Raw genomic sequence first — 21,938 nt, forward strand, 5'->3', positions numbered from 1 at the left:
CGCGGGGTGGAGCAGTCTGGCAGCTCGTTGGGCTCATAACCCAGAGGTCGCAGGTTCAAATCCTGCCCCCGCAACCAAATAATATCAACGACAGTTGATAATCAGCAGTACTTGGAAAGTGCAACCAAATTGGTCCGGTAGTTCAGTTGGTTAGAATGCCTGCCTGTCACGCAGGAGGTCGCGGGTTCGAGTCCCGTCCGGACCGCCACTAATTTCTTTGAAGTCTATTAAACATTATGGCTCGGTAGCTCAGTCGGTAGAGCAACGGACTGAAAATCCGTGTGTCGGCGGTTCGATTCCGTCCCGAGCCACTTTTGTAGAAGTTTGCTGGAGGGGTAGCGAAGTGGCTAAACGCGGCGGACTGTAAATCCGCTCCCTCAGGGTTCGGCAGTTCGAATCTGCCCCCCTCCACCATTTATTAAATAATAGGGGTATAGTTTAATGGTAAAACGAAGGTCTCCAAAACCTTTGATGTGGGTTCGATTCCTACTACCCCTGCCATTATTCTTTAATTTAATATGGCGGTCGTGGCGAAGTGGTTAACGCACCGGATTGTGGCTCCGGCACTCGTGGGTTCAACTCCCACCGGTCGCCCCATAAATTGGGCTATAGCCAAGCGGTAAGGCAACGGGTTTTGGTCCCGTCATTCCTAGGTTCGAATCCTAGTAGCCCAGCCAATTTGCGGAAGTAGTTCAGTGGTAGAACACCACCTTGCCAAGGTGGGGGTCGCGGGTTCGAATCCCGTCTTCCGCTCTTTCTTATCTTAACGGTGGCGGTATAGCCAAGTGGTAAGGCAGAGGTCTGCAAAACCTTTACCACCGGTTCGAATCCGGTTACCGCCTCCAGATATCTTATATGCCGGTGTGGCGGAATTGGCAGACGCGCGGGACTCAAAATCCCGTGTCCGTTGAGGACGTGTCGGTTCGACCCCGACCACCGGTATCATAATTAAAAGTTTAAGGCGCTCTCTACGGGGAGCGTCTTTTTTGTTGTAGTCTTTTCCAAAGATTCTATGGCACCAGATCATTATATTTACAATCGAAAACTTAATTTAAACATTAAAAAAAGGCGCCAATAAATCTATTGGCACCCAATTCGTATTTAACCTACTGACACACGTTTTTCTCTAATTGTATACACTTGATATAGGGCCAGCGCTCCAAACAGTTGAATGACTGTTTTCGCAATGACTTGCCCTAAAATAGCTGCCGGAACAGCCTCCCAAGGGATAAAACCTGCCCCTATTGGACTTAAACCAACAATAACAAAAACGACTGAATCTAATAGTCCACCGACGATTCCACTGTAAAACACGCGCCATGCAATCGGGAGTCTTAATCTCGTATAAATTTCTGTATCAGCTGTTTCGGAAATGATAAAGGAAAGAGCTGATGCTGCAACGATCATTAATGTATCTCCGAGGAAAAAGGAGACCAAAGCGGATAAAACTAATGCTGTAACAATAAACATATAGGTCTTTGCTCTACCATATTTATTTTGAACCAAGTCACGGAAGATGAATGTCGCTCCGATTAAGAATGTTCCCATAGGAATGATAAAAATACCGATCTGCAGCGGCATAAGGGCTGCGGTTACTACGTTTGCAGAGACGATGGAAATTAAATATAAAAAGACTCGTAGCATCTTACTTCTCTCCCTTACTATCTAAATATTGCCTCAAGCCATTATTGCGGAGCTTACAAGCCGGACATTCTCCACATCCATCCGATTTGATTCCGTTATAACAAGTTAACGTTTCTTCGCGAATGATCTCCAATACTCCTAATTCATCGGAAAGCTCCCACACTTGCTTTTTATCCAACCACATTAAAGGAGTATGGATTGTCATGTCCTCATCCATTGCTAGATTAAGAGAAAGGTTTAATGATTGGATGAAATTGTCTCTGCAATCCGGATAACCACTATAATCTGTTTCACTAACTCCAGTTACTAGATGCTTTGCACCGACTTGTTTTGCTAATATACCAGCGAAGGAAAGGAAAAGCAGATTCCTTCCAGGTACAAAGGTGTTTGGTAAGTTATCCTCATTACCCTCGGAAATCTCTATATCTTCCCGAGTCAAAGCATTAGGTGCAAGTTGATGGAGAAGTGACATATCTAAGATGTGATGTTTTACATCGAGCTTCTTTGCAATTTCTGTGGCACACTCAATCTCCAGTTTATGCCTTTGACCATAATCAAAGGTGACGGTTTCCACTTCTTTAAATCGTTCTTTAGCCCAGAACAAGCAAGTCGTACTGTCTTGTCCGCCACTAAAGACAACAATGGCTTTTTCTTCCTTCATGTATAATCTCCTTTTCAAAAAAACAGCCCTAAGAAAGCAAGGCTGTTTTCTTAGTTTTTTATCACGGATTAACGGGCTGTAATACCCACCTGTAACTATGAGGTTAACTCAATGTGTGAAGGTGAGGATAAACAGCCCGTAAATCCCTGATTCTGTTCAACTAACATTCAGTGGGTAAGAGCCCCCACTAAATGAAGTTTCACTTTACAGAGGGTCGCTAAAACCTCTTCTATTCAGTTTATCGATTGTCGATTTTCTCAGGGTTAAGGTCATGGTTCATTAATCGATGCATTGCCATGTCCTCATACTTTGTGCCGGGCTTTCCGTAGTTACACCATGGATCGATGGAAATCCCGCCACGCGGAGTGAATTTGCCCCACACCTCTATATAACGTGGATCGAGTAATTCAATTAGATCGTTCATAATGATATTCACACAATCCTCGTGAAAATCTCCATGATTTCTAAAGCTAAATAAATATAGTTTTAAAGATTTACTCTCAACAAGTTTTTGATCGGGTATGTACGAAATATACATCGTTGCAAAATCTGGCTGTCCTGTAATTGGACATAAACTAGTAAACTCAGGACAATTGAATTTTACAAAGTAATCACGATTCGTATGGATGTTATCTACAGACTCCAATATTTCAGGATTGTAATCAGTTGCATATTTTGTATCTTTATTACCAAGCAGTGTTAAATCTTCCAGACCTTGTTCTTTCCTTCCAGACATAAAAAAAACCTCCTTGTATGTTGTAACCAAACACTACAAGAGGCCATAGAAAACTAAGATTTTAAAAGAAAATCCATATCCGAATGGGATATGGATAATAATTTAATATATCCATAGTTTTTTATAGAGGGTTTCAGCTATGAACCTCTTCCGTGCAGGTTTTAAATTAACTTCATTATATCTGAGAAGGGGAGATAGTGTCAATGCTACGGTAGATGGAGATGGTTGGTTTTATGTATAATATAGACAATAACAAGGTGATACACGAGAGGACTCATTGCTATAGCGTAGAATTAGGTGGAAAAGAGGAATGAAGTTGAAAAAGTATAAAGGTTACCTTATCGATTTAGATGGTACGATGTATCGGGGAACAGAACCGATCGAAGCAGCAGCAGATTTTGTCCGTACTTTAGTAGAGAATAACATTCCTTACGTATTTGTAACAAATAACTCTTCAAAAACACGTAAGGCTGTATCAGGTCATTTAAACAATATGGGGATCATTTCTACTCCAGGTCAAGTGGTCACCACGAGTATTGCTACTGCTAATTACATCCAAAATCAAAAGGAGCATGCTCGGTGCTATGTCATTGGCGAAGAAGGTTTGATTTCAGCGCTTGAAGAGAATGATCTAATTATTACAGATTTAGATCCAGATTATGTAGTTGTAGGAATTGATAGAGAAATAAGTTATGAGAAATACGCGAAAGCCGTCCTTGCTGTTCGTAATGGTGCAACGTTTATTTCGACAAACAGTGATGTAGCTATCCCGATGGAACGCGGACTTTTACCGGGAAATGGTGCATTAACAAGTGTTATAACGGTAAGTACTGGAGTGCAACCTATTTTTATCGGGAAGCCTGAGGCAATTATTATGGAAGAAGCATTAGCGATTTTAGGAGTAACTAAAGAGGATGCGTTAATGGTTGGAGATAATTATAATACGGATATCCGTGCTGGCATTCATGCAGGACTCGATACATTGATGGTGTTCACCGGGGTCACGCGATTTGAGGAGCTTGCCGGTTTAGAGGTGAAGCCAACGTATCACGTTCACAGTTTACGAGATTGGGTACAGCATATTTAAATTCTACATATCTATCGTAAAATGATAAGAACAAGCGTGGCTTACATACGCTTGTTCTAAAAAAATTGGTTATGAAGCAACTAGTCCACAACAATATAAGTAGCAGAAATAGGGCCATGTACGCCCACAATCAGATTCATTTCAATATCTGCACTATTACTAGGACCAGAAATAAAACTGATATAGGAGGCAACGTCCTCCCCTTTGACAATTGCTTCATGAATTTGCTGTGCAGCTTGTGTCATTCGGGGGACAATGGTCTCTTTTGGTATGATGGCAATGTAAGCTTTCGGCAACAGACTGATCGTGCGGCCGTGATGTTTATTATGGAATAATGTTACTGTAGCAGATTCAGCTAATGTGATGTCACTAAAAGTAATGCCAAGATCAGCTCTCTCTGCAAAGACTTGGTTTTCTTTTTCTTTTGTGTGGTCCCATATATGAATTTCTGTGGATTGTTCCAGTTTTTTAAATAGATTGGTTAATCCGTACACATCATTTCTTTGGTCATTGGGAGCAATGATTGACTGCCCCTTATAAGCTTGAATTGTGTCTTCAAGTACTTGCTCTAAGCCTGCCTTATCTGTTCGTTTAAAAACAGTATGGATAGCTTGGCATTGCTTTTCTAGTGCTTCTATTAATTCATCTTGTGTCTGTCCCTTTAATACTTCCAGTTGTGGCGTGACACTCCATATCGGTCGTTTCACTCCTTCTGTACGGCGGGGACGACCTAGATTTGCAGCTAAACCATCTAAAAAGGCTTCCCGATTTTGAATCGTCATTATTCCTCACCATTCTTTTCTCTCTCTTTATACCAGGAGCGGAAAGATTGTTTACTCGGAGCAGGGAAGTTCCTTGAGTTTGTCCAATCTTTTAATGGTCCTGGTCCATTTCCGATGATGTCATCTTTCGTCCAAGGATTTAGTGCAAGACGTGCCATTTTTGTACTTAATTTATATACTGCCGGACTGGAAGACCATTTTGCAAAGCCCTTCATCGCCATTTTTTCAACCATAGGTGCTTGTTTTTCTTTCTCGACAATAATCTGACGGTGTCTGATCAGCATTTCATGCAGAGGAATTTTCACAGGACATGCTTCCGTACAAGCACCGCAGAGGGACGAGGCATAAGGCAATTCTTTATGATTCTCATAGCCATCTAATAAAGGGGTGAGTACTGCTCCAATTGGACCAGGATAAATTGAATTGTATGCATGTCCACCGACATGGCGATAGACTGGACAAGCATTGATGCAAGCAGCACAGCGAATACAGTGTAGGGCCGCTTGGAACTCTGTGCCCAAAATTTTAGAGCGGCCATTATCTACAATGACAAGATGATAATCATCGGGTCCATCAATTTCATCATCCAGACGTGCTCCAGTATAAGAAGTGATATAACTAGTTAATTTTTGCCCAACTGCTGATCTTGTCAATAAACTAACGAGGACCTCCATTTCCTCCCAGGTAGGTACAATTCTCTCCATGCCCATAACTGTTATAAGTGTATCTGGAAGCGTGGTGGCCATTTCTGCATTTCCTTCATTCGTTACGAGTGTGATGGTGCCTGATTCAGCAATCGCAAAATTACATCCAGTAATTCCAACTTCTGCGGTTAAAAATTCTTCTCGTAATTGGCTACGTGCAAAATCCGCAAGCTCTTCAGGGATATCGGAGCCGGTGTAACCTCTTTTTTCCGCAAACGTTTCCCGTATTTGTTCTTTGTTTTTATGTAGTGCCGGTACGACGATATGGGAAGGAGGGTCTTCATCTAATTGTAAAATCCATTCACCGAGGTCCGATTCCACTACTTCTGCACCGAGACTTTCCAATGCTCGGTTTAAACCAATTTCTTCCGTAACCATTGATTTTGTTTTAACGACCTTTTTGGCTTCTTTCTTCCTAATCACGTTTTGAATATAATCATTCGCTTCTTCAGCAGTTGCTGCGAAGAAAACATGACCACCCCGTTTAGACACTTGGTCACTTAACTGTTGTAAATAATAATCAAGATTTTCGACAGTGTGTTTGCGAATTTCAGCTCCTAGCTGACGCCAATCTTCCCAGTTTCCCAGCTCTGTTTCTTGGATCCGTTTTCTTGATCTGAAACGTCCTTGTGCGGAAGAGACGGCCAGGCGCATAAAGTCATTTTCAATACCTTGTTGAACACGCTCTTCGTATGGAGATTCATTAATTTTAATGCTCATGAATAGACCTCCTTTTACTTCGTTGTATTTAAAATTTCAGCCATATGCACGACCTTTACCGTTTTACCTTCGCGTTGCATCATCCCACCAATATTGATAAGACAGCCCATATCTCCTCCAACAAGATATTCTGCCTCTGTTTCCGTCACGTGCTGTGATTTTTCTTTTACCATCTCTTCTGAAATAGCAGCGTTTTTGATGGAGAAGGTACCACCAAATCCACAGCAATCTTCTTTTATCGGCAATTCGATGTACTCGATTCCTTCGATATTTTTTAATAGAGTGATAGGTGCTTCGTTAACTCCTAGGATACGGCTCATATGACAGGAAGGATGGTAAGTGACTCTGCCTTTAAAAGCGGAGCCTACATCAACTATTTCAAGTACTTCTACTAAAAATTGTGTTAACTCGTATGATTTGTTCGCTAGTTTTATCGCTTCATCTTCCCATTCTGGGTCGTTTTTAAATATATTTGGGTATTCCTTCAACATACCAACACAGGATCCAGATGGCCCGACGACATACTCAGAATGCTTGAACGCACGCATCATCTGTTTCATCGCTTGTTTGGACTCTGTCAGATAACCGCTATTATAAGCTGGTTGCCCACAGCAGGTCTGCAATTCCGGGAAGTCAACCTCACATCCGAAACGTTCGAGGATTTCGACGGTATCCTTCCCAACATCTGCAGAGAAAATATCGCAAAGACATGTAATGAATAAAGAAACCTTCATGGTGTTCACCTTCCTTTATTAACGGTTGTTTTTATAAGGTAAGAGCTCAATATAGCAATAGTTGGACCAACCAAGGTGCTATGATGGACACTGTGACTGCACAAACAATCATGGCAATCGTGCTGATGGATCCTTCACGTAAACTGCTTTCCAATGCTTTAGCAATCCCAATCGCGTGAGAACCACTGCCTAATCCAACGCTTTTCGCAATATCATCATTGATTCTGAATAACTTATATACCATAGAGCTGAAAAATACACCGCCGAATCCAGCAACCAATACAAAAACAGCTGCCAAAGAGGTGACTCCGCCTAAAGTCTCTACGATAGCTACTGCCACAGGCATGGTCACAGATTTCGTTGTGAGCGAGAGGATGATTTCGTCCTCAAATCCAGCTGCTTTGGCAAGTAAAATACCGGCGGATATACCTACTGCTACACCAACACATGAACCGAGAAGAATGGGGGTGAGATGTTTTTTTAACACATCACGTTGTTTGTACAGTGGATAGGCAAGGGCTACAACTGCTGGACCCTGCAACTCTTTGATCCATTGTCCGCCTATCATGAATGTTTCATAAGGTATCTTGAAAATCAGCAATAGTATGATGACGATGAAGGTTGATGTAACGACAGGAACCGTAAATGTAAGCTTGAGCTTTTGATGAAGTAATTTTGCTAGAAAGTAGATACTACAGGTCGCAGCGATCGCCACGAACCCAATAATTAGATTAATCATGTTGCTTTTCCTTCCTGTACATAATCCATTGACTGGTAGCTCCTGAGCTGGCAATAACAAGTACCGTACAGAATAATACGATTAGAACAAGTAAAAAACCACGACCCGCAAAGAAATCTAAATAATTGATCAGGCCAACCGTTGCAGGAATGAAAAATAAGACAAGATTATTAACAACAAACTTCGAGCCTTCCTCAATCCAGACAACTTTAATTAAATCTGTCGAAAGTAAAACAAACAGGATAATCATCCCTATGACACTTCCAGGAATAATAAGGTCAAAAGCATTCTGGATCCAGTCTCCAATTCTATAAATACTATATAAAAAAATGATGTGAAGAATGATTTTGAATATATTCCACAATATGATACACACCCTATCTCCTGAAGTGATGCAGTAAGTGGCTGTGTTTGACGCCTATTTACTGTTTCCTTAAATAACAACATATACATATATATATTTAAAAATTTATAAATTATATTATATTCTAATATTATATCGGTTGAATGTAAACTGCTAGATATGAATAGTATAGAAATGTTTTCTTTCTTCTTTTTTAATTTTTAAAAATTTGCACAAATGTGATAGTATAATATATAATCTTAACTGCGTATGTGAAATTGTAGTAAAGTTGATAGTGATTATCGTGAAAAATTAAGTGACGAAGGGGAGAGGAAAGGTATGTATAAAAATATATTGAGGCATCCTGGACCTACGCCAATTCCTAAAAAGGTGGAACTGGCAATGGGACAGGATATGTTTAGTCATCGTTCGGAGGAATTCGTTAAACTTTACCGGGAAACTACAGAACGTGTGAAGCCTGTTTTCGGAACGAAGCAAGAAATCTTACTTCTACCATCCGGGGGAACAGCAGCATTGGAAGCGGCTGTTGTGAATGCCGTTTCTCCTGGGGAAGAAGTGGTTGTCGTCACAGTGGGAGCTTTCGGGGATTATTTCGTCTCCATTTGTGAAAAATATGGCTTGAAAGTACATAAACTCGAAAAAAATTGGGGCGAAGCTTGTACGAAAGAGGAGCTTGCGGACTTTTTGAAACCATTATCTAATATTAAAGCTGTCTTTGCTACGTACAATGAAACATCTACCGGAATTTTAAATCCTGTCGATCAGTTGGCAGAAGCAGTACGGGAACATTCTGAGGCGATTTTTATAGTGGATGGCGTGAGTGCTTTAGGTGGCGCCCCTGCGGAAATGGATGAGTGGGGAATTGATATTTTAGTGACTGGTTCCCAAAAAGCGATGATGCTTCCTCCAGGTCTTTCTTTCGTAGCTGTAAGTGACAAAGCTTGGAAACAGATAGAGGAGAATGCCCCAACTGCATATTATTTGAATCTATTAAGTTATCGTGACTGGGCGGAGAAGGGAATGACTCCTAATACGCCAGCAGTTTCCCTTATTGTTGGGCTTTCCGCTGTATGCGATTTGATTGAAGAAGAAGGCGGAATTGCAAAGACGGTGGAAAGACATGAACTTATGAAGAATATGGTTCGGGCATCTATGAAAGCATTGTCCATCGATTTATTGACAAATGATGAATTTGCATCACCAACCATTACGGCAATCCGTACTCCTAAAGGCTTGAATCTCGCGGATTATTTAGGCCACTTAAAGAAGGAATATCATTTGGATTTTGCTGGTGGTCTCGGTCACCTTCAAGGTGAGATTTTCCGATTCGGTCATATGGGCTATTGCTTCCCGAGCGATGTTTTAGAAGCAGTTTCTCTTATGGAAGCAGGGTTACAAGATTTCTCTTATTCCTTCGAGTCTGGAGCTGGCGTGAAGGCAGCACAGGATGTATATTTAGCTTCATTGAAGAAAAAATCTGTAGTAAGTAATTGATTTACAGTATAAAATATTCGGGAAATAGGATTCGCAAAAGTTGATCAACTTTGTGTGAATCCTATTTTTCATCTAACTAATCAGCCCTTAAAGGCACATTTGATAGGGATCTGCTAAATCGATCATTTTTCTGACTGCATGAGACAAGTATTTATCTTTCTTCCAAATCATTGCCAACTCCAAATACACTACCGGCTTGTGGAAAGGAATTGCTCTAATATTTTCATTGGAGATCCGATCGCAAATCTTACTTGGCAATAATGCGCCCCCCAGCTTTGCTTCGACCATATCCACCATAAAGTCTTTCTGAGAGCTTTCACACACAATGTTCGGGTAAAAACCATGGTCTCGGCATGCTTCCATAATCCGGTCATGAAGCGAGAAGTCTCGACGATATAGTATAAGCGGTTCCGTTTCGATATCAGAAAAGTGGATAGATGCTTCTTCGGCCAAAGGGTTATCCTTATGTATAATGAGCATCAATGGGTCCTTCAGCAGGTGGATGGTTTCATAGTTCTCCTTTTGGATAGGGAGGTTACAGATCAAACCAACATCAAGTTCACCTTCATTTATTTCCTGTTTAATTTTATTACTACCGACTTCATTTAAACTGATTTCAATCTCTGGATACAATTCAATGTATTTGCTGATGACCGTCGAGAAAAAAGCTGCACCAATGATTGGTGGAATCCCGATTTTGATTTCTCCTTTTTTCAACTCACCAACATCCTCCAGTTGAGCTGTCAAATTATCATAAGCATCGAGCAAGGTTTTTGCGTTTGTCAGAAATACTCTTCCCGTATCCGTCAGCTCCAGTCCCGTTGCCACTCTGTAGAAGAGAGGAGTACCCAGCTCATCCTCCAATTTTTTGATTGTTTTACTTAAAGAAGGCTGTGAAACATGCAAGGTGGAGGCAGCCTTTGTGAAGCTCCTTCGTTTTGCGACCTCTACAAAGTAAGTTATTTGTCTGATATCCATCATACCATCTCCTTACCTCGTTTCGTACTTGTAATCTGATTATACGCTAACGTATAACCAAAAGGAATAACGAGTATGCAAAACTTGTATTTCTGTTTCGGCATGGGACCGATTAGAATGAGAGGTAAAAGATGTGTAGAGAGGGTGGAGGTAACATGGTTGGATATGTAGAGACAGGCAGGCTTCGAGTTGCAAAAGTACTATCTGAGTTTATTAATCAGGAAGCACTTCCTGGAACTGGACTTGACCGTAATCGTTTTTGGGATGATTTTGGAAAACTCGTATCTGATTTGACTCCAAAGAATAAAGCGTTGTTGGCAGAGCGAAACAATATGCAGAAGAAGATTGACGCTTGGCATAAAGAAAATAAGACAATTAATCTAAATGAATATAGAGCCTTTCTGGAAGATATCGGTTATCTTGAAAAGCCAGTGGAAGATTTTACAATCGAGACGGAGAACATTGATGATGTCATCACAAAGCAAGCTGGTCCACAGCTCGTTGTGCCAATCGATAATGCCCGTTATGCACTGAATGCAGCCAATGCACGCTGGGGTTCCCTCTATGACGCTTTATATGGAACGGATGTAATTAGTGAAGAAGGTGGAGCGGAGAAAACTGGTGCGTATAATCCTGTACGTGGTGAAAGGGTTATTGCCTTTGCGAAGAAATTCCTGGATGAGCATGTTCCTCTTCAGACTGCTTCACATTCGGAAGCGGCAAGTTATGTTGTTGCCAACGAAAGATTGGAAGTCATTCTACATAACGGAGTGAGAACGGAACTGAAAGATACTTCCCAATTTGTAGGTTACCAAGGAACAGAATCAGACCCTGCAGCTGTATTATTGAAAAATAATGGATTGCATATCGAAATCCAAATCGACCGTGATCATGTGATTGGAAAAATGGACACTGCAGGTGTGAAAGATGTTTATTTAGAATCGGCACTGTCTTGTATTATGGATTGTGAGGATTCTGTAGCAGCGGTTGATGCAGAGGACAAAACACTTGTATATCGAAACTGGCTTGGCTTAAATAAGGGGGACCTTTATGTCAAGTTCCTTAAAGGCGGGAGAGAAGTCACCCGCAGCTTGAATCCAGATCGGGAGTATACTAATCCCAAAGGTGAAAAGTTCACTCTTTCTGGCCGTACACTCATGTTTGTACGGAATGTCGGACACTTGATGACGACGAACGCGATTCTAGATGAAAATGGAGAGGAAATACCTGAAGGGATTATGGATGCTGTGTTTACAAGCTTAATAGCAAAACATAATCTCATAGGAAATGGTATGTACCAAAACTCTGCTAAGGGCTCTATGTATATAGTAAAACCAAAAATGCATGGTTCCAAGGAGGTAGCATTTGCGGATGAGTTATTCAGCCGTGTAGAAGAAATGCTTGACCTCGAAAGGAATACTTTAAAGATTGGTGTCATGGATGAGGAACGGCGCACCAGCCTGAATTTGAAAAATTGTATTTATGAAGTGAAAGAAAGAATTGCATTTATTAACACAGGATTTCTTGACCGTACCGGTGATGAGATTCATACGTCAATGGAAGCTGGACCGATGCTCCGAAAAGGTAATATGAAAACCTCTACTTGGCTGGATGCTTATGAGAAAAATAATGTCAGTACAGGTCTTCATGCTGGACTGAAAGGAAAAGCACAAATTGGTAAAGGGATGTGGGCGATGCCTGATTTGATGGCTGACATGCTGGAGCAAAAAGTCAACCATGTAAAGGCAGGTGGAAACACTGCATGGGTACCATCGCCCACAGCGGCAACTTTGCATGCGATCCATTATCATCAAATTGATGTGAATAAAGTTCAAGACAATCTTCAAAGAGAAATAACAGATTATCAGAATGATATTTTACAAATACCATTGGCAAAAAATCCGAGCTGGTCAGCTGAAGAAATCCAAGAAGAGCTTGATAACAGTGCCCAAACATTACTTGGTTATGTCGTTCGCTGGGTAGATCAAGGTGTTGGTTGCTCAAAAGTGCCGGATATTAATCATGTCGGGCTTATGGAGGACCGTGCTACCTTGAGAATTTCGAGCCAGATGCTCGCAAATTGGTTGCATCACGGCATTTGTACAGAGGATCAATTGATGGATACACTAAAACGTATGGCTAAAGTCGTTGATGAGCAAAATGCTGGTGATCCGGCATACCGTCCAATGTCTCCTAACTTTGATGATTCGGTTGCATTTCAGGCTGCATGTGATTTAGTTTTTAAAGGAACAGAGCAGCCTAATGGCTATACGGAACCAATTTTGCATCGTCGCAGAATAGAAGCGAAAGAGAAAATTACAGTTCAATAATTTCATCTATGCCCCCGTTCAAGGGGGCTATCCATACCCATTCTAACTATCATATTTAATTCCCCTAACGAGATTTGCTATATTTAAGGTCAAAGTATCTTGACTTTGACTAAGGATAAAGGATAATCTATAGTTAGATTTATCAGAAAACAATATGAAATTAAAATCTTCGTTAAATGAATCGGATGAGAACAGCAGATCTAGTCGTTAATTTTTTTTTAATAGCGCAAAAAACATTGAATGGACAACGCTTACATTTCGTCGAGGGAAGACCAAACCATTTGTTCAGGAGGGGGAAGTCGTATGATTCAATCTGGCACTGAAAGTATATTACCAAAAGAACAAATAATAGAAGTGGATGAACCAGATCATCTCCTTGGCAATGGAGGTGTGCAAATCATGGAAGCCTATTCCGAAGAGGATATTTCCAAAGTGCTCACCTATGCCTATGAAAATGAGAAAACAGTCAATGTGATTTCTGGTGGAACGAAGAGAGGCTTTGGAGGGGAAACGGAAAAGGCAGATATATTATTGTCGCTTAAACACTATACAGGCATTGTGGAACATTCCGCAGGGGACCTTACAATGACAGTGAGGCCTGGAACGACGCTCAAAGAGATTGATGAAGAACTGGCCAAAAGCGGGCAATTTGTCGCGCTTGATACGCCTTGGCCTGAATTGGCGACCATCGGGGGAATCATTTCTGCTAATGATAGTGGACCGAAGCGGTTGCTTTATGGGTCTGCGAGAGATTTAGTGATCGGGCTACGAATCGTATACGCAGATGGCAGGGTAATCCGTACCGGGGGAAAAGTAGTGAAGAATGTTGCCGGTTATGATATGAATAAGCTTTTTATCGGTGCGATGGGAACACTTGGAGTGATAAGTGAAATTACGATTAAATTGCGTCCGCTTCCTAAATTTGAAGGACTTTCGTTGATTCATTTTCCTGAAGGAAGTGAATCTGAGATACGTAATTTCGCCGTTTCACTGCTTGATTCGATGATGGAGCCAGTGACATTGGAATTATTATCTCCATCACTTGCTGAAACATTAACTGGGAAGAACTCCCACACTCTAGCAATCGCATTTGAAGATAGGCAGAAGGCAGTTCTGGAGCAAGAAAAGTGGATAAAGGAAAATCTGCCAGCAAATGTGGTACATACCGTAATTCATCAAGAGCAAGCGCAAAAGTGGTGGGAAGACTTCCGGCATATCGGCCCAAACGGCCATAATGATGACAATATCGATGCCCATACTATGGCGGCTTTGAAAATTGGAAGCAATAACCTGGATGTACTTGTTAATCTGCAAACTGCAGAAAGACTCGCTGAAACCCACCATGTAACCATCGAAGGCCACGGTGGTTTAGGACATGGCATTTCACGCATATTTGTTAAAGGTCAACCGGAAGATATCGTTCAGTTCATTACAGAATTTAGAGAAAAAGTAGAGCAAAGGTTTGGTTATGTTGTTTGTACCCATCTGCCTTTTAGGTTAAGGGAAACTGTCCAAGTTTGGGGAGAGAAGCCAGCATATTTCGCACTTCTGGAAGGGATAAAAGCAACAAATGATGCAAAACGGATCCTGAACAGAAATAGATATATAGGAGGAATATGATATGAACGTGGGTGAAAAAGAAAGAGAGACAGTGAACCTTGTCAGTATGTTGGAAAATAAGGGGCCAGCCTGTGAAACTAAGACACTCGGAAACTATCTCTGGGATGACTTACCTGATCCAGATAAATGGGCAGATTGTGTCCATTGTGGTATGTGTCTGGAAGCATGTCCAACATACCAAGAAACAGGGGAAGAGCAACATTCACCTAGAGGGCGGGTTTACTTAATAAAGGCAGTGGCAGAAGGGAAAATTGATATCAATGAAGCTTTCGCCAAGCCAGTATTCGATTGTCTGGATTGCAGGGCATGTGAAACAGCTTGTCCAGCGGATGTTCAAGTCGGCGGCTTGATTGAGGAGGCACGCGGACAAATTCGTCAGGCAATGCCGTTAACCGGTGTTAAAGGGGTTGTCAGTAAAACCGTATTAAATGGGATTTTCCCTAACAAGAAAAGGCTGGATAGACTGGGGGGATTCATGAGGTTTTATCAGAAGAGCGGTCTGCAGAAAGTCGCTCGAAAAACTGGAGTTCTCAATGTCATGCCAAGTCATATGAAAGAGATGGAAGCAATTCTTCCAGAAGTTGGGAAACCGGTGCTTGGCAGATACCCGGAAGAAGTGCCGGCCGAGGGTGAATCCAAAGGGAAGGTTGGCATGCTGACAGGATGTGTTATGGATGTCATGTTCAGTGATGTGAATGAAGCGACCATTCGTGTCTTGAACCATAATGGCTATGATGTCGGATTGCCGAAGCAACAGGGATGTTGTGGTGCACTGCATATTCACGCAGGTGATAGGGAAACCGGGAAAGAACTCGCTAAAAAGAACATAGAAGCTTTTAAAGATTACGATAAGGTGCTTGTCAACGCAGCTGGATGCGGCTGCGCGCTCCAAGAGTATGATGAGTTGTTCCGTAATGATCCGGAAATGCTGCCGCTTGCTGAGGAATTTTCTGCGAAAGTGGAAGATGTCTCCAAATTCCTATATGACAATGATTTCAAGCGGCCAGAATCTGAAATCAATACAAAAATTACGTATCATGATGCATGCCATCTGGCGCACGGACAAGGGGTCCGCTTTGAGCCACGTCAGCTCTTGAAAGAAATCCCAGGTGTGGAAATGGTTGATTTACCTGATGCGGATCGATGCTGTGGCAGTGCCGGAATTTACAATCTTACTCATCCGGAAATGGCAGGAAAATTGCTTGACCGGAAAATCGATGACATACCAGAAAATGTTGAGATGATTTCCATGGGGAATCCTGGCTGCATGCTGCAAATTGCAATGGGAGTCGAGAAGCACGGACGCAGTGAAAAGGTTGTTCATACGGTGCAACTGCTGGACTGGGCTTATGAAAAGGATAAACAGCAAGTGAAATCATAACCTGAGGGGGGTGTTTGATTTGTTTGGAAGAAAGCGTAAAATAAAAACTTCGGATCCGTTGGTTCGTAAATTGATGGATATTGTCGGAGAAAGTGAAGTACTATTTGAAAAAGAAGATTTAGTCGCTTATGAATGTGATGGCTATACGATGTATAAAGGTATGCCGCGAGCTGTTGTATTCGTGCACGATACACAAGAGGTCTCCGATGTAGTGAAATGTTTGAACGAAGCAGAAGTCCCGTATATCGCGAGGGGAGCAGGAACAGGCTTGAGTGGAGGCGCAACACCTCTTGGCGGAGAAGTGATCATCAGTTTGGTGAGAATGAAGCGGATGCTTCATCTTGACCTTGAGAACCGAAAAGCTGTGGTGGAACCAGGTTACATCAATCTCAAGCTTACCCAATCTATTTCGGATAAAGGCTACTATTATGCTCCTGATCCATCAAGTCAATATGCGTGCACCATTGGCGGAAATGTCGCCGAAAACTCTGGCGGCGCCCACTGTCTAAAATATGGAGTAACGACTAACCACATCCTTGGACTGGAGGTTGTACTTCCTAGCGGTGAAATTGTCGATATCGGAGTAGAGGGGGTTCCGGACCTGCCAGGTTATGATCTGCTTGGCCTGTTGACTGGTTCTGAAGGTACACTTGGTATTGTGACTAAGGTTACAGTAAAAGTTCTAAAGAACCCGGAAGGAAAGAAAACAGTACTTGCCTATTATGATGATATCGATGATGCAAGTCAGGCTGTATCTGACATTATCGCCGCAGGCATCATTCCGGCAGCACTGGAAATGATGGATCAAGTCGCAGTTGAAGGAGTGGAGTCTGCCGCTTATCCGGTAGGACACCCAAGAGATATTGCTGCATTTCTGTTGATTGAAGTGGATGGAATTGAGGCGGGAATTGATGACCAGATTGAGGAAATCTTGACTGTTTGTAAACAGAATAACGTGAGAGAAGTAAAAGTTGCTAAAGATGAGGCTGAACGTGCCCTATGGTGGGCAAACCGCAAGATGGGCTTCGGTGCAATGGGAGCAATCTCTCCAGACTACCTGGTTCAAGATGGGGTAATCCCGAGAACCCGATTACCGGAGGTTTTAGCGGAAATCAGGGAAATCAGCAGGAAATATAATCTTCGTATAGCAAATATTTTCCATGCAGGTGATGGAAATCTTCATCCGCTTATATTGTATGATGCAAGTGTCCCAGGAGAAAGTGAACGTGCATCCAAAGCAGGTTCAGAATGTTTGAAAGTCTGTGCGGATGTAGGTGGATCTATTACAGGGGAACATGGGGTAGGTATTGAGAAATCAGCCGAAATGCGTTTTATCTTTACGGATGAAGAATTAGAGGCACAAACAAATATCCGTGAGGTATTTAATCCGCAAGACTTGTTGAATCCAGGCAAGCTCTTCCCGCAGCCGGGACGCTGTGTGGAAGTGAAAAGGGCAAATCAAGATGAAGTTCAACTCGTCTAATGGGTGAATTTAATTCTATTAGGGAAACGACTCGACGCTAAAGCTGTCGTGTTGTTTCCTGAATAAAAATCAGTTGAATAGATTGGTTTTGCCGTTTGATTCTAAGTTAAACCGCGGAACTTAATAAATATGTTTATTTTTGAAATCGCTTACAATTTATGTATATAACTATGAATCTATGAACAGGGCACAGTGCTGAAATGAAGAAAGGGATGAAGTTAGATGTGAAATAAATGAACTGGCATATGTTTGAAATCCAGTACAACAAGAAGCAACATAACAAAATGGAGGAAAACCCCAATATTACATTAAACAACACTATTACATCTAAAAAGTAATAAGTTGTTTAATATAAATGAATACAAGGAGGGAAAAAAATGGGGGTAGGAATGTTAGCTATTCTAGCGTTACTTCCGATTATTGTTGTTGCAATCTTTTTAGTAGGATTGAAGTGGCCGGCGAGTAAGGCGATGCCACTGTCCTACATTGTCGCAGTGCTTTTAGCTTTATTTGTCTGGGATGTAGCCTTTCCACAAGTCGCTGCTGCCTCTGTCCATGGTTTGGTTGTTGCTGTTACGTTATTATTTATTATATTCGGAGCTATTTTGGTATTGAACACACTACAGGAAAGTGGAGGTTTGCACACGATACGTCGCGGATTTACCGATATTTCTCCGGATCGGCGAATCCAAGTCATTATCATTGCCTGGTTATTCGGTTCATTTATTGAAGGTTCAGCTGGATTTGGTACACCGGCAGCCGTTGCAGTACCATTAATGGTTGGGCTTGGCTTTCCGGCAATGGCTGCGGTTGTCGCTGGTATGATTATTCAAAGTACACCAGTATCGTTCGGAGCTGTGGGGACACCAATGATTGTTGGGGTAGGCACTGGAGTTGCGCCGCTTACGGAAATTTCAGATGTGTCGGCATTCGTATTTGAAGCTGCCACCAAAGTAGCGACACTTCATTTAATTGCAGGATTGTTGATACCTTTATTTTTAGTTGGTATCTTAACTAAATTCTTCGGGAAAAATAAGTCATTCAGTGAAGGTTTAAAAGTATGGAAGTTTGCATTATTTGCAGCTCTTGCGATGACTATACCATATATTATAGTTGCATTTTTATTAGGTCCTGAATTTCCAGCAATGCTTGGAGGGTTAATAGGATTGGCAATAGTCATTCCTACTGCCCAAAAAGGTTTCCTTACACCTAAAGGAGACGATGTCTGGGATTTTGAGTCAAAAGATCGTTGGGATCCGACCTGGACTGGGCGTGTTGAATTAAAAAACAGTGAAATCTATGCAGGTAAAATCAGTATGTGGCGGGCATGGGCCCCATATGTATTGATTGCGGCATTCCTATTAATTTCGAGATTGACGGTAGCTGGAGATTGGCTAAAGTCTGCCAAGATTGTAATCCCGAATATATTCGGAACAAATATTACATCAACTTGGGAAATCTTATTCTCTCCAGGATTTATTTTCATTGTTGTTGCAGTAATCACATATTTTATGCACGGCATGAAACCAAGCGATTTTGGCAGAGCATGGAAAGCGTCTTGGAAAACAATTGTCGCTGCTAGTACTGCACTTGTGTTTACTGTTCCAATGGTGCAGGTATTTATTAATACAGCTGGTGGTGGAGCTGGTTATCCGGAAATGCCGATTGCTTTAGCTGAAGGTGTGGCAAATCTGGCAGGTTCTGTGTATCCGATTTTTGCAACATTTATTGGAGGAATTGGGGCATTTGTAGCTGGAAGTAATACAGTCAGTAATATGATGTTCTCTTACTTCCAATACGGAGTTGGTGAGCGAATTGGTGCAGATCCAACATGGATTGTTGCTCTCCAGGCAGTTGGTGGTGCAGCAGGTAACATGATTTGTGTGCATAACGTTGTTGCGGCATCGGCTGTTGTTGGACTAATTGGTAAAGAAGGTCATGTTATACGTAAAACGCTTCTGCCGTTTTTCTATTATGCGCTTTTAGCAGGGTCCATCGGATATTCCATTATATGGACAGCAGAGAAAGGAATATTCAATATCGGCTCAATCATAGCAATCATCATCTGGACCATTGCCATTTATATTATTGCCACAAATAATAAGCGGTTGAATGAACTCGGAGGAAAGAGGAAAAGTGCATAATTCAGCTGCAGGTTCTTGAATAGCCATCGTTATTGGTTTTATAAACAGAAAATTATGTATATTTGAGACGGGTTATCACCTGTCTTTTTATTTTACTGGTTGCAAACTTCATAAGCATAGTATTCAGGAGCTTGAAATTAAATTGTTTCTCATCTCACCTAATATCGAGTCGTAGGATAATATCTACCAATTTAGGGATATTAAAGGGGAATAAAATATTCGTAAATGGGGTGGGTGAGATGCATTCCCGATACAAAAAAATTACTTTATGTCTATTTGCGTTTGTATGGATGATACCATCTATTCTTGGAGTACAGGCGCAGAATAATTTGGAGGTCGAAACAAGAACAAAGTCCATATTAGAAATCGAAGGGAAAAGATATCGTGATTTAAACGATAATGGAGAGCTTGATGCGTATGAAAATTGGGAGCTGCCAGCAGAGGATCGGGTGGAGAATTTATTGTCACAGATGTCATTGGAAGAAAAGGTCGGTTTACTGACGATTAATGAATTTCCGGAATACGAAGAAGGTAAGATTGTATTACCTAATGAATTCCTTGATCAGCATACCCGCTATTTTATTTATCGGGGAATGCCGGCTGCTAATATCGTTGCTGACCAAATGAATCAATTACAAGAAGCCGCTGAAGCATCGAGACTAGGTATCCCTGCTGTAGTCATTTCCAACCCAAGAAATCATCCTTTAGCTTTTCCGGTGATTGAAGAGGCCGGTCAGTTTTCACATTGGCCAGATACGTTAGGGCTAGCAGCTACTCGTGATTCAGACTTGATCAGAAGGTTTGGTGAGATTGCTGCGAAAGAATGGCGGGCGGCTGGAATTCATAAGTTGTATGGTTACTCAGCAGACTTGGCAACTGATCCTTTATGGGCAAGAAACCAGGAAACATTTGGTGAACATCCTGAGCTTGTTTCAGGGATGATATACAACGTGATTAAAGGATTTCAAGGTGATGTACTGAATGAAAATAGTGTATCGATGACAGTTAAGCACTTTCCAGGTGGCGGGGCCCGTGAAAGTGGTAGAGATCCTCATTTTGAAGAAGGGCAATACAATATCTATCCGACTCCTGGCAGTCTTTTGACGTATCATATTCCGCCATTTATAGCAGCAATTGAAGCTGATCCGACTTCGATTATGCCCTATTATGCATATCCGAGCAATGAAAGTGCAGAACAAGGACTCCCGCATTTTAGTGAGAGCGAGCAGTTTGAAGAAGTTGCTTTTGCTTTGAATGAACCATTTATTAATGGGTATTTGCGAGATGAATTAAACTTCTTAGGATATGTCAACTCCGATACAAGTGCGGTGATTGATCGAGCGTGGGGAGCACAAGATTTACCCGTAGAAGAACGTTTTGCAAAGGCAATCCAAGCAGGAACCAATATTTTTTCGGGTGTGCCGAATCCACAACCGATTCTAAAAGCGGTTAACCAAGGATTAGTGGAAGAAGAACAAATTAACCGATCGGCTGAATATCTGTTGACGGAAATGATGAAGTTAGGGCTTTTTGAGAATCCGTACGTCGATCCAAATGAGGCGTTGGAGATTGCAGACGATCCGGAATCTCAAGAGATTGCCGATGATGCACATCGCAGATCAGTTGTGCTTTTACGAAATAATCGGAATGTGCTGCCGCTGCAAGATGAATCCGTTTCTGATGTCAGACTGTATGTTCAGATGTTCCCAGGAGGGGAAAATGGACAAGAAACCGAGGAGTTAAAACAAAAAATAAGGAATCACGACTCTTCCATTACGCTCGTAGATGATTTAGCAAATGCGACTCATGCTTTTGTTTGGGTACAACCATTTCAAGACTTGTTCGCCAATGCGCCAACCGTGATGATCGGTCCGGAAACAAATATCGAGGATGTTGAACGTATTGTAGAAGTTCAACAAGCCGTCCCGACGATTACGGCGATTAACTTCTCCAATCCATGGCTCATTAATACGATTGAACCAAATGCCGCAGCCGTAATTGGTACGTTTGGTACGAAGGCTGAAGCAGTAATCGACATGATTCGTGGAAACTTCAATCCCGTAGGAAAACTACCAATCACCATTCCTGCAAGTCAGGAAGAAGTGGATAATCAACCTGGAGATGTGCCGGGCTATGATAAAGGTGCTTCCTATCCATATGTGGATCAAGCAGGAAATCGCTATCTATATAATTTTGGCTTGTCATATTGAGTCGTCTTTAGATTAAAGAACCAAGAGGCTGGGACAAAACCCCAGTAAATAAAAAATAAGGCGTAGGAGTTCACACAAAAAATGTGTAGGCCCTACGCTTTTTGCTATCGTTATTTTAGTAAACAAA

General features: G+C 41.8%; 17 protein-coding genes, 10 tRNA genes and 1 riboswitch. Of the genes, 18 read left to right on the forward strand and 9 right to left on the reverse strand.

Annotated elements, in window-relative coordinates; genetic code table 11:
* The 10 genes from ACFSBH_RS15285 (at position 1) to ACFSBH_RS15330 (ending at position 942) form a co-directional block, all read left to right on the forward strand.
* A tRNA-Met gene (locus ACFSBH_RS15285) sits at positions 1–77 on the forward strand.
* A 54-nt stretch (positions 78–131) separates the two neighbouring features.
* Positions 132–208: transfer RNA gene (locus tag ACFSBH_RS15290), tRNA-Asp, on the forward strand.
* Between the two features lie 30 nt (positions 209–238).
* Positions 239–311: transfer RNA gene (locus ACFSBH_RS15295), tRNA-Phe, on the forward strand.
* An 18-nt stretch (positions 312–329) separates the two neighbouring features.
* Positions 330–414: transfer RNA gene (locus ACFSBH_RS15300), tRNA-Tyr, on the forward strand.
* Between the two features lie 13 nt (positions 415–427).
* Positions 428–501, forward strand: a tRNA-Trp gene (locus tag ACFSBH_RS15305).
* A gap of 20 nt (positions 502–521) precedes the next feature.
* A tRNA-His gene (locus ACFSBH_RS15310) sits at positions 522–597 on the forward strand.
* A gap of 5 nt (positions 598–602) precedes the next feature.
* Positions 603–677, forward strand: a tRNA-Gln gene (locus tag ACFSBH_RS15315).
* A gap of 4 nt (positions 678–681) precedes the next feature.
* A tRNA-Gly gene (locus ACFSBH_RS15320) sits at positions 682–753 on the forward strand.
* Between the two features lie 18 nt (positions 754–771).
* Positions 772–845 (forward strand) — tRNA-Cys (locus ACFSBH_RS15325).
* Positions 846–857: 12 nt separating this feature from the next.
* Positions 858–942 (forward strand) — tRNA-Leu (locus tag ACFSBH_RS15330).
* A gap of 159 nt (positions 943–1,101) precedes the next feature.
* Here the strand turns inward: ACFSBH_RS15330 and ACFSBH_RS15335 are convergent.
* The 3 genes from ACFSBH_RS15335 to queF all read right to left on the reverse strand — a co-directional run bounded on the left by ACFSBH_RS15335 (position 1,102) and on the right by queF (position 3,041).
* Positions 1,102–1,644 carry a VUT family protein gene (locus ACFSBH_RS15335; RefSeq protein WP_251517920.1) on the reverse strand — a complete coding sequence of 181 codons (543 nt, stop codon included), beginning with the start codon at positions 1,642–1,644 and terminating at the stop codon, positions 1,102–1,104.
* A 1-nt stretch (position 1,645) separates the two neighbouring features.
* Positions 1,646–2,323: a 7-cyano-7-deazaguanine synthase QueC gene (gene queC, locus ACFSBH_RS15340; protein WP_285853907.1), complete on the reverse strand. Its 678-nt coding sequence runs from the start codon at positions 2,321–2,323 to the stop codon at positions 1,646–1,648.
* 220 nt (positions 2,324–2,543) lie between these two features.
* Positions 2,544–3,041, reverse strand: a complete 498-nt coding sequence (queF, locus tag ACFSBH_RS15345; RefSeq protein ID WP_251517925.1) for a preQ(1) synthase — start codon at positions 3,039–3,041, stop codon at positions 2,544–2,546.
* 107 nt (positions 3,042–3,148) lie between these two features.
* A riboswitch (PreQ1 riboswitch) is annotated at positions 3,149–3,195 on the reverse strand.
* Between the two features lie 162 nt (positions 3,196–3,357).
* Here queF and ACFSBH_RS15350 point away from each other — a divergent pair.
* Positions 3,358–4,128, forward strand: a complete 771-nt coding sequence (locus tag ACFSBH_RS15350; RefSeq protein ID WP_251516661.1) for a TIGR01457 family HAD-type hydrolase — start codon at positions 3,358–3,360, stop codon at positions 4,126–4,128.
* Between the two features lie 80 nt (positions 4,129–4,208).
* Here ACFSBH_RS15350 and ACFSBH_RS15355 read toward each other — a convergent pair whose 3' ends face one another.
* Genes ACFSBH_RS15355 through ACFSBH_RS15375 form a run of 5 tightly spaced genes read right to left on the reverse strand, consistent with a single transcriptional unit; the run spans position 4,209 to position 8,171 of the window.
* On the reverse strand, positions 4,209–4,910 hold the full coding sequence (locus ACFSBH_RS15355) for a LutC/YkgG family protein (RefSeq protein WP_251516591.1): 702 nt from the start codon (positions 4,908–4,910) through the stop codon (positions 4,209–4,211).
* On the reverse strand, positions 4,910–6,334 hold the full coding sequence (locus ACFSBH_RS15360) for a LutB/LldF family L-lactate oxidation iron-sulfur protein (protein WP_379598429.1): 1,425 nt from the start codon (positions 6,332–6,334) through the stop codon (positions 4,910–4,912). The genes ACFSBH_RS15355 and ACFSBH_RS15360 overlap by 1 nt, the downstream gene beginning before the upstream one ends.
* Before the next feature lie 14 nt (positions 6,335–6,348).
* Entirely contained in the window at positions 6,349–7,068 is a 720-nt protein-coding gene (locus ACFSBH_RS15365) for a (Fe-S)-binding protein (RefSeq protein WP_251516595.1), read from the reverse strand.
* A 46-nt stretch (positions 7,069–7,114) separates the two neighbouring features.
* Positions 7,115–7,807 (reverse strand): LrgB family protein, encoded by a 693-nt coding sequence (locus tag ACFSBH_RS15370; protein ID WP_251516597.1) that lies wholly within the window; start codon positions 7,805–7,807, stop codon positions 7,115–7,117.
* Positions 7,800–8,171 (reverse strand): CidA/LrgA family protein, encoded by a 372-nt coding sequence (locus tag ACFSBH_RS15375; RefSeq protein ID WP_251516599.1) that lies wholly within the window; start codon positions 8,169–8,171, stop codon positions 7,800–7,802. The genes ACFSBH_RS15370 and ACFSBH_RS15375 overlap by 8 nt, the downstream gene beginning before the upstream one ends.
* 318 nt (positions 8,172–8,489) lie before the next feature.
* Here ACFSBH_RS15375 and ACFSBH_RS15380 point away from each other — a divergent pair, with 318 nt between their 5' ends.
* Positions 8,490–9,665: a pyridoxal-phosphate-dependent aminotransferase family protein gene (locus ACFSBH_RS15380; RefSeq protein ID WP_251516601.1), complete on the forward strand. Its 1,176-nt coding sequence runs from the start codon at positions 8,490–8,492 to the stop codon at positions 9,663–9,665.
* A gap of 87 nt (positions 9,666–9,752) precedes the next feature.
* On the opposite strand, the gene ACFSBH_RS15385 is transcribed toward ACFSBH_RS15380, so the two are convergent.
* Complete coding sequence (locus ACFSBH_RS15385) at positions 9,753–10,643, reverse strand: LysR family transcriptional regulator (RefSeq protein WP_251516604.1); 891 nt, start codon at positions 10,641–10,643, stop codon at positions 9,753–9,755.
* 155 nt (positions 10,644–10,798) lie between these two features.
* Here ACFSBH_RS15385 and ACFSBH_RS15390 point away from each other — a divergent pair, with 155 nt between their 5' ends.
* From ACFSBH_RS15390 to ACFSBH_RS15415, 6 genes are all read left to right on the forward strand, one after another.
* Positions 10,799–12,973 (forward strand): malate synthase G, encoded by a 2,175-nt coding sequence (locus ACFSBH_RS15390; RefSeq protein ID WP_251516607.1) that lies wholly within the window; start codon positions 10,799–10,801, stop codon positions 12,971–12,973.
* A gap of 303 nt (positions 12,974–13,276) precedes the next feature.
* Positions 13,277–14,593 carry an FAD-binding oxidoreductase gene (locus tag ACFSBH_RS15395; protein ID WP_251516610.1) on the forward strand — a complete coding sequence of 439 codons (1,317 nt, stop codon included), beginning with the start codon at positions 13,277–13,279 and terminating at the stop codon, positions 14,591–14,593.
* A 46-nt stretch (positions 14,594–14,639) separates the two neighbouring features.
* A complete protein-coding gene (locus tag ACFSBH_RS15400; protein ID WP_251516664.1) occupies positions 14,640–15,974 on the forward strand; it encodes a (Fe-S)-binding protein in 1,335 nt (444 codons plus the stop codon).
* A 73-nt stretch (positions 15,975–16,047) separates the two neighbouring features.
* The gene (locus ACFSBH_RS15405) at positions 16,048–17,457 is read left to right on the forward strand and encodes an FAD-linked oxidase C-terminal domain-containing protein (protein WP_379598434.1); all 1,410 of its coding nucleotides are present in this window, start codon (positions 16,048–16,050) and stop codon (positions 17,455–17,457) included.
* A 377-nt stretch (positions 17,458–17,834) separates the two neighbouring features.
* Entirely contained in the window at positions 17,835–19,601 is a 1,767-nt protein-coding gene (locus tag ACFSBH_RS15410) for an L-lactate permease (protein WP_251516613.1), read from the forward strand.
* Positions 19,602–19,840: 239 nt separating this feature from the next.
* Positions 19,841–21,811 (forward strand): glycoside hydrolase family 3 protein, encoded by a 1,971-nt coding sequence (locus ACFSBH_RS15415; RefSeq protein WP_251516616.1) that lies wholly within the window; start codon positions 19,841–19,843, stop codon positions 21,809–21,811.
* Positions 21,812–21,938: the final 127 nt, after the last annotated feature.

This window comes from Oceanobacillus luteolus (assembly GCF_042678205.1).
In the GTDB taxonomy this organism is placed as follows: Bacteria; Bacillota; Bacilli; order Bacillales; family Amphibacillaceae; genus Oceanobacillus; species Oceanobacillus luteolus.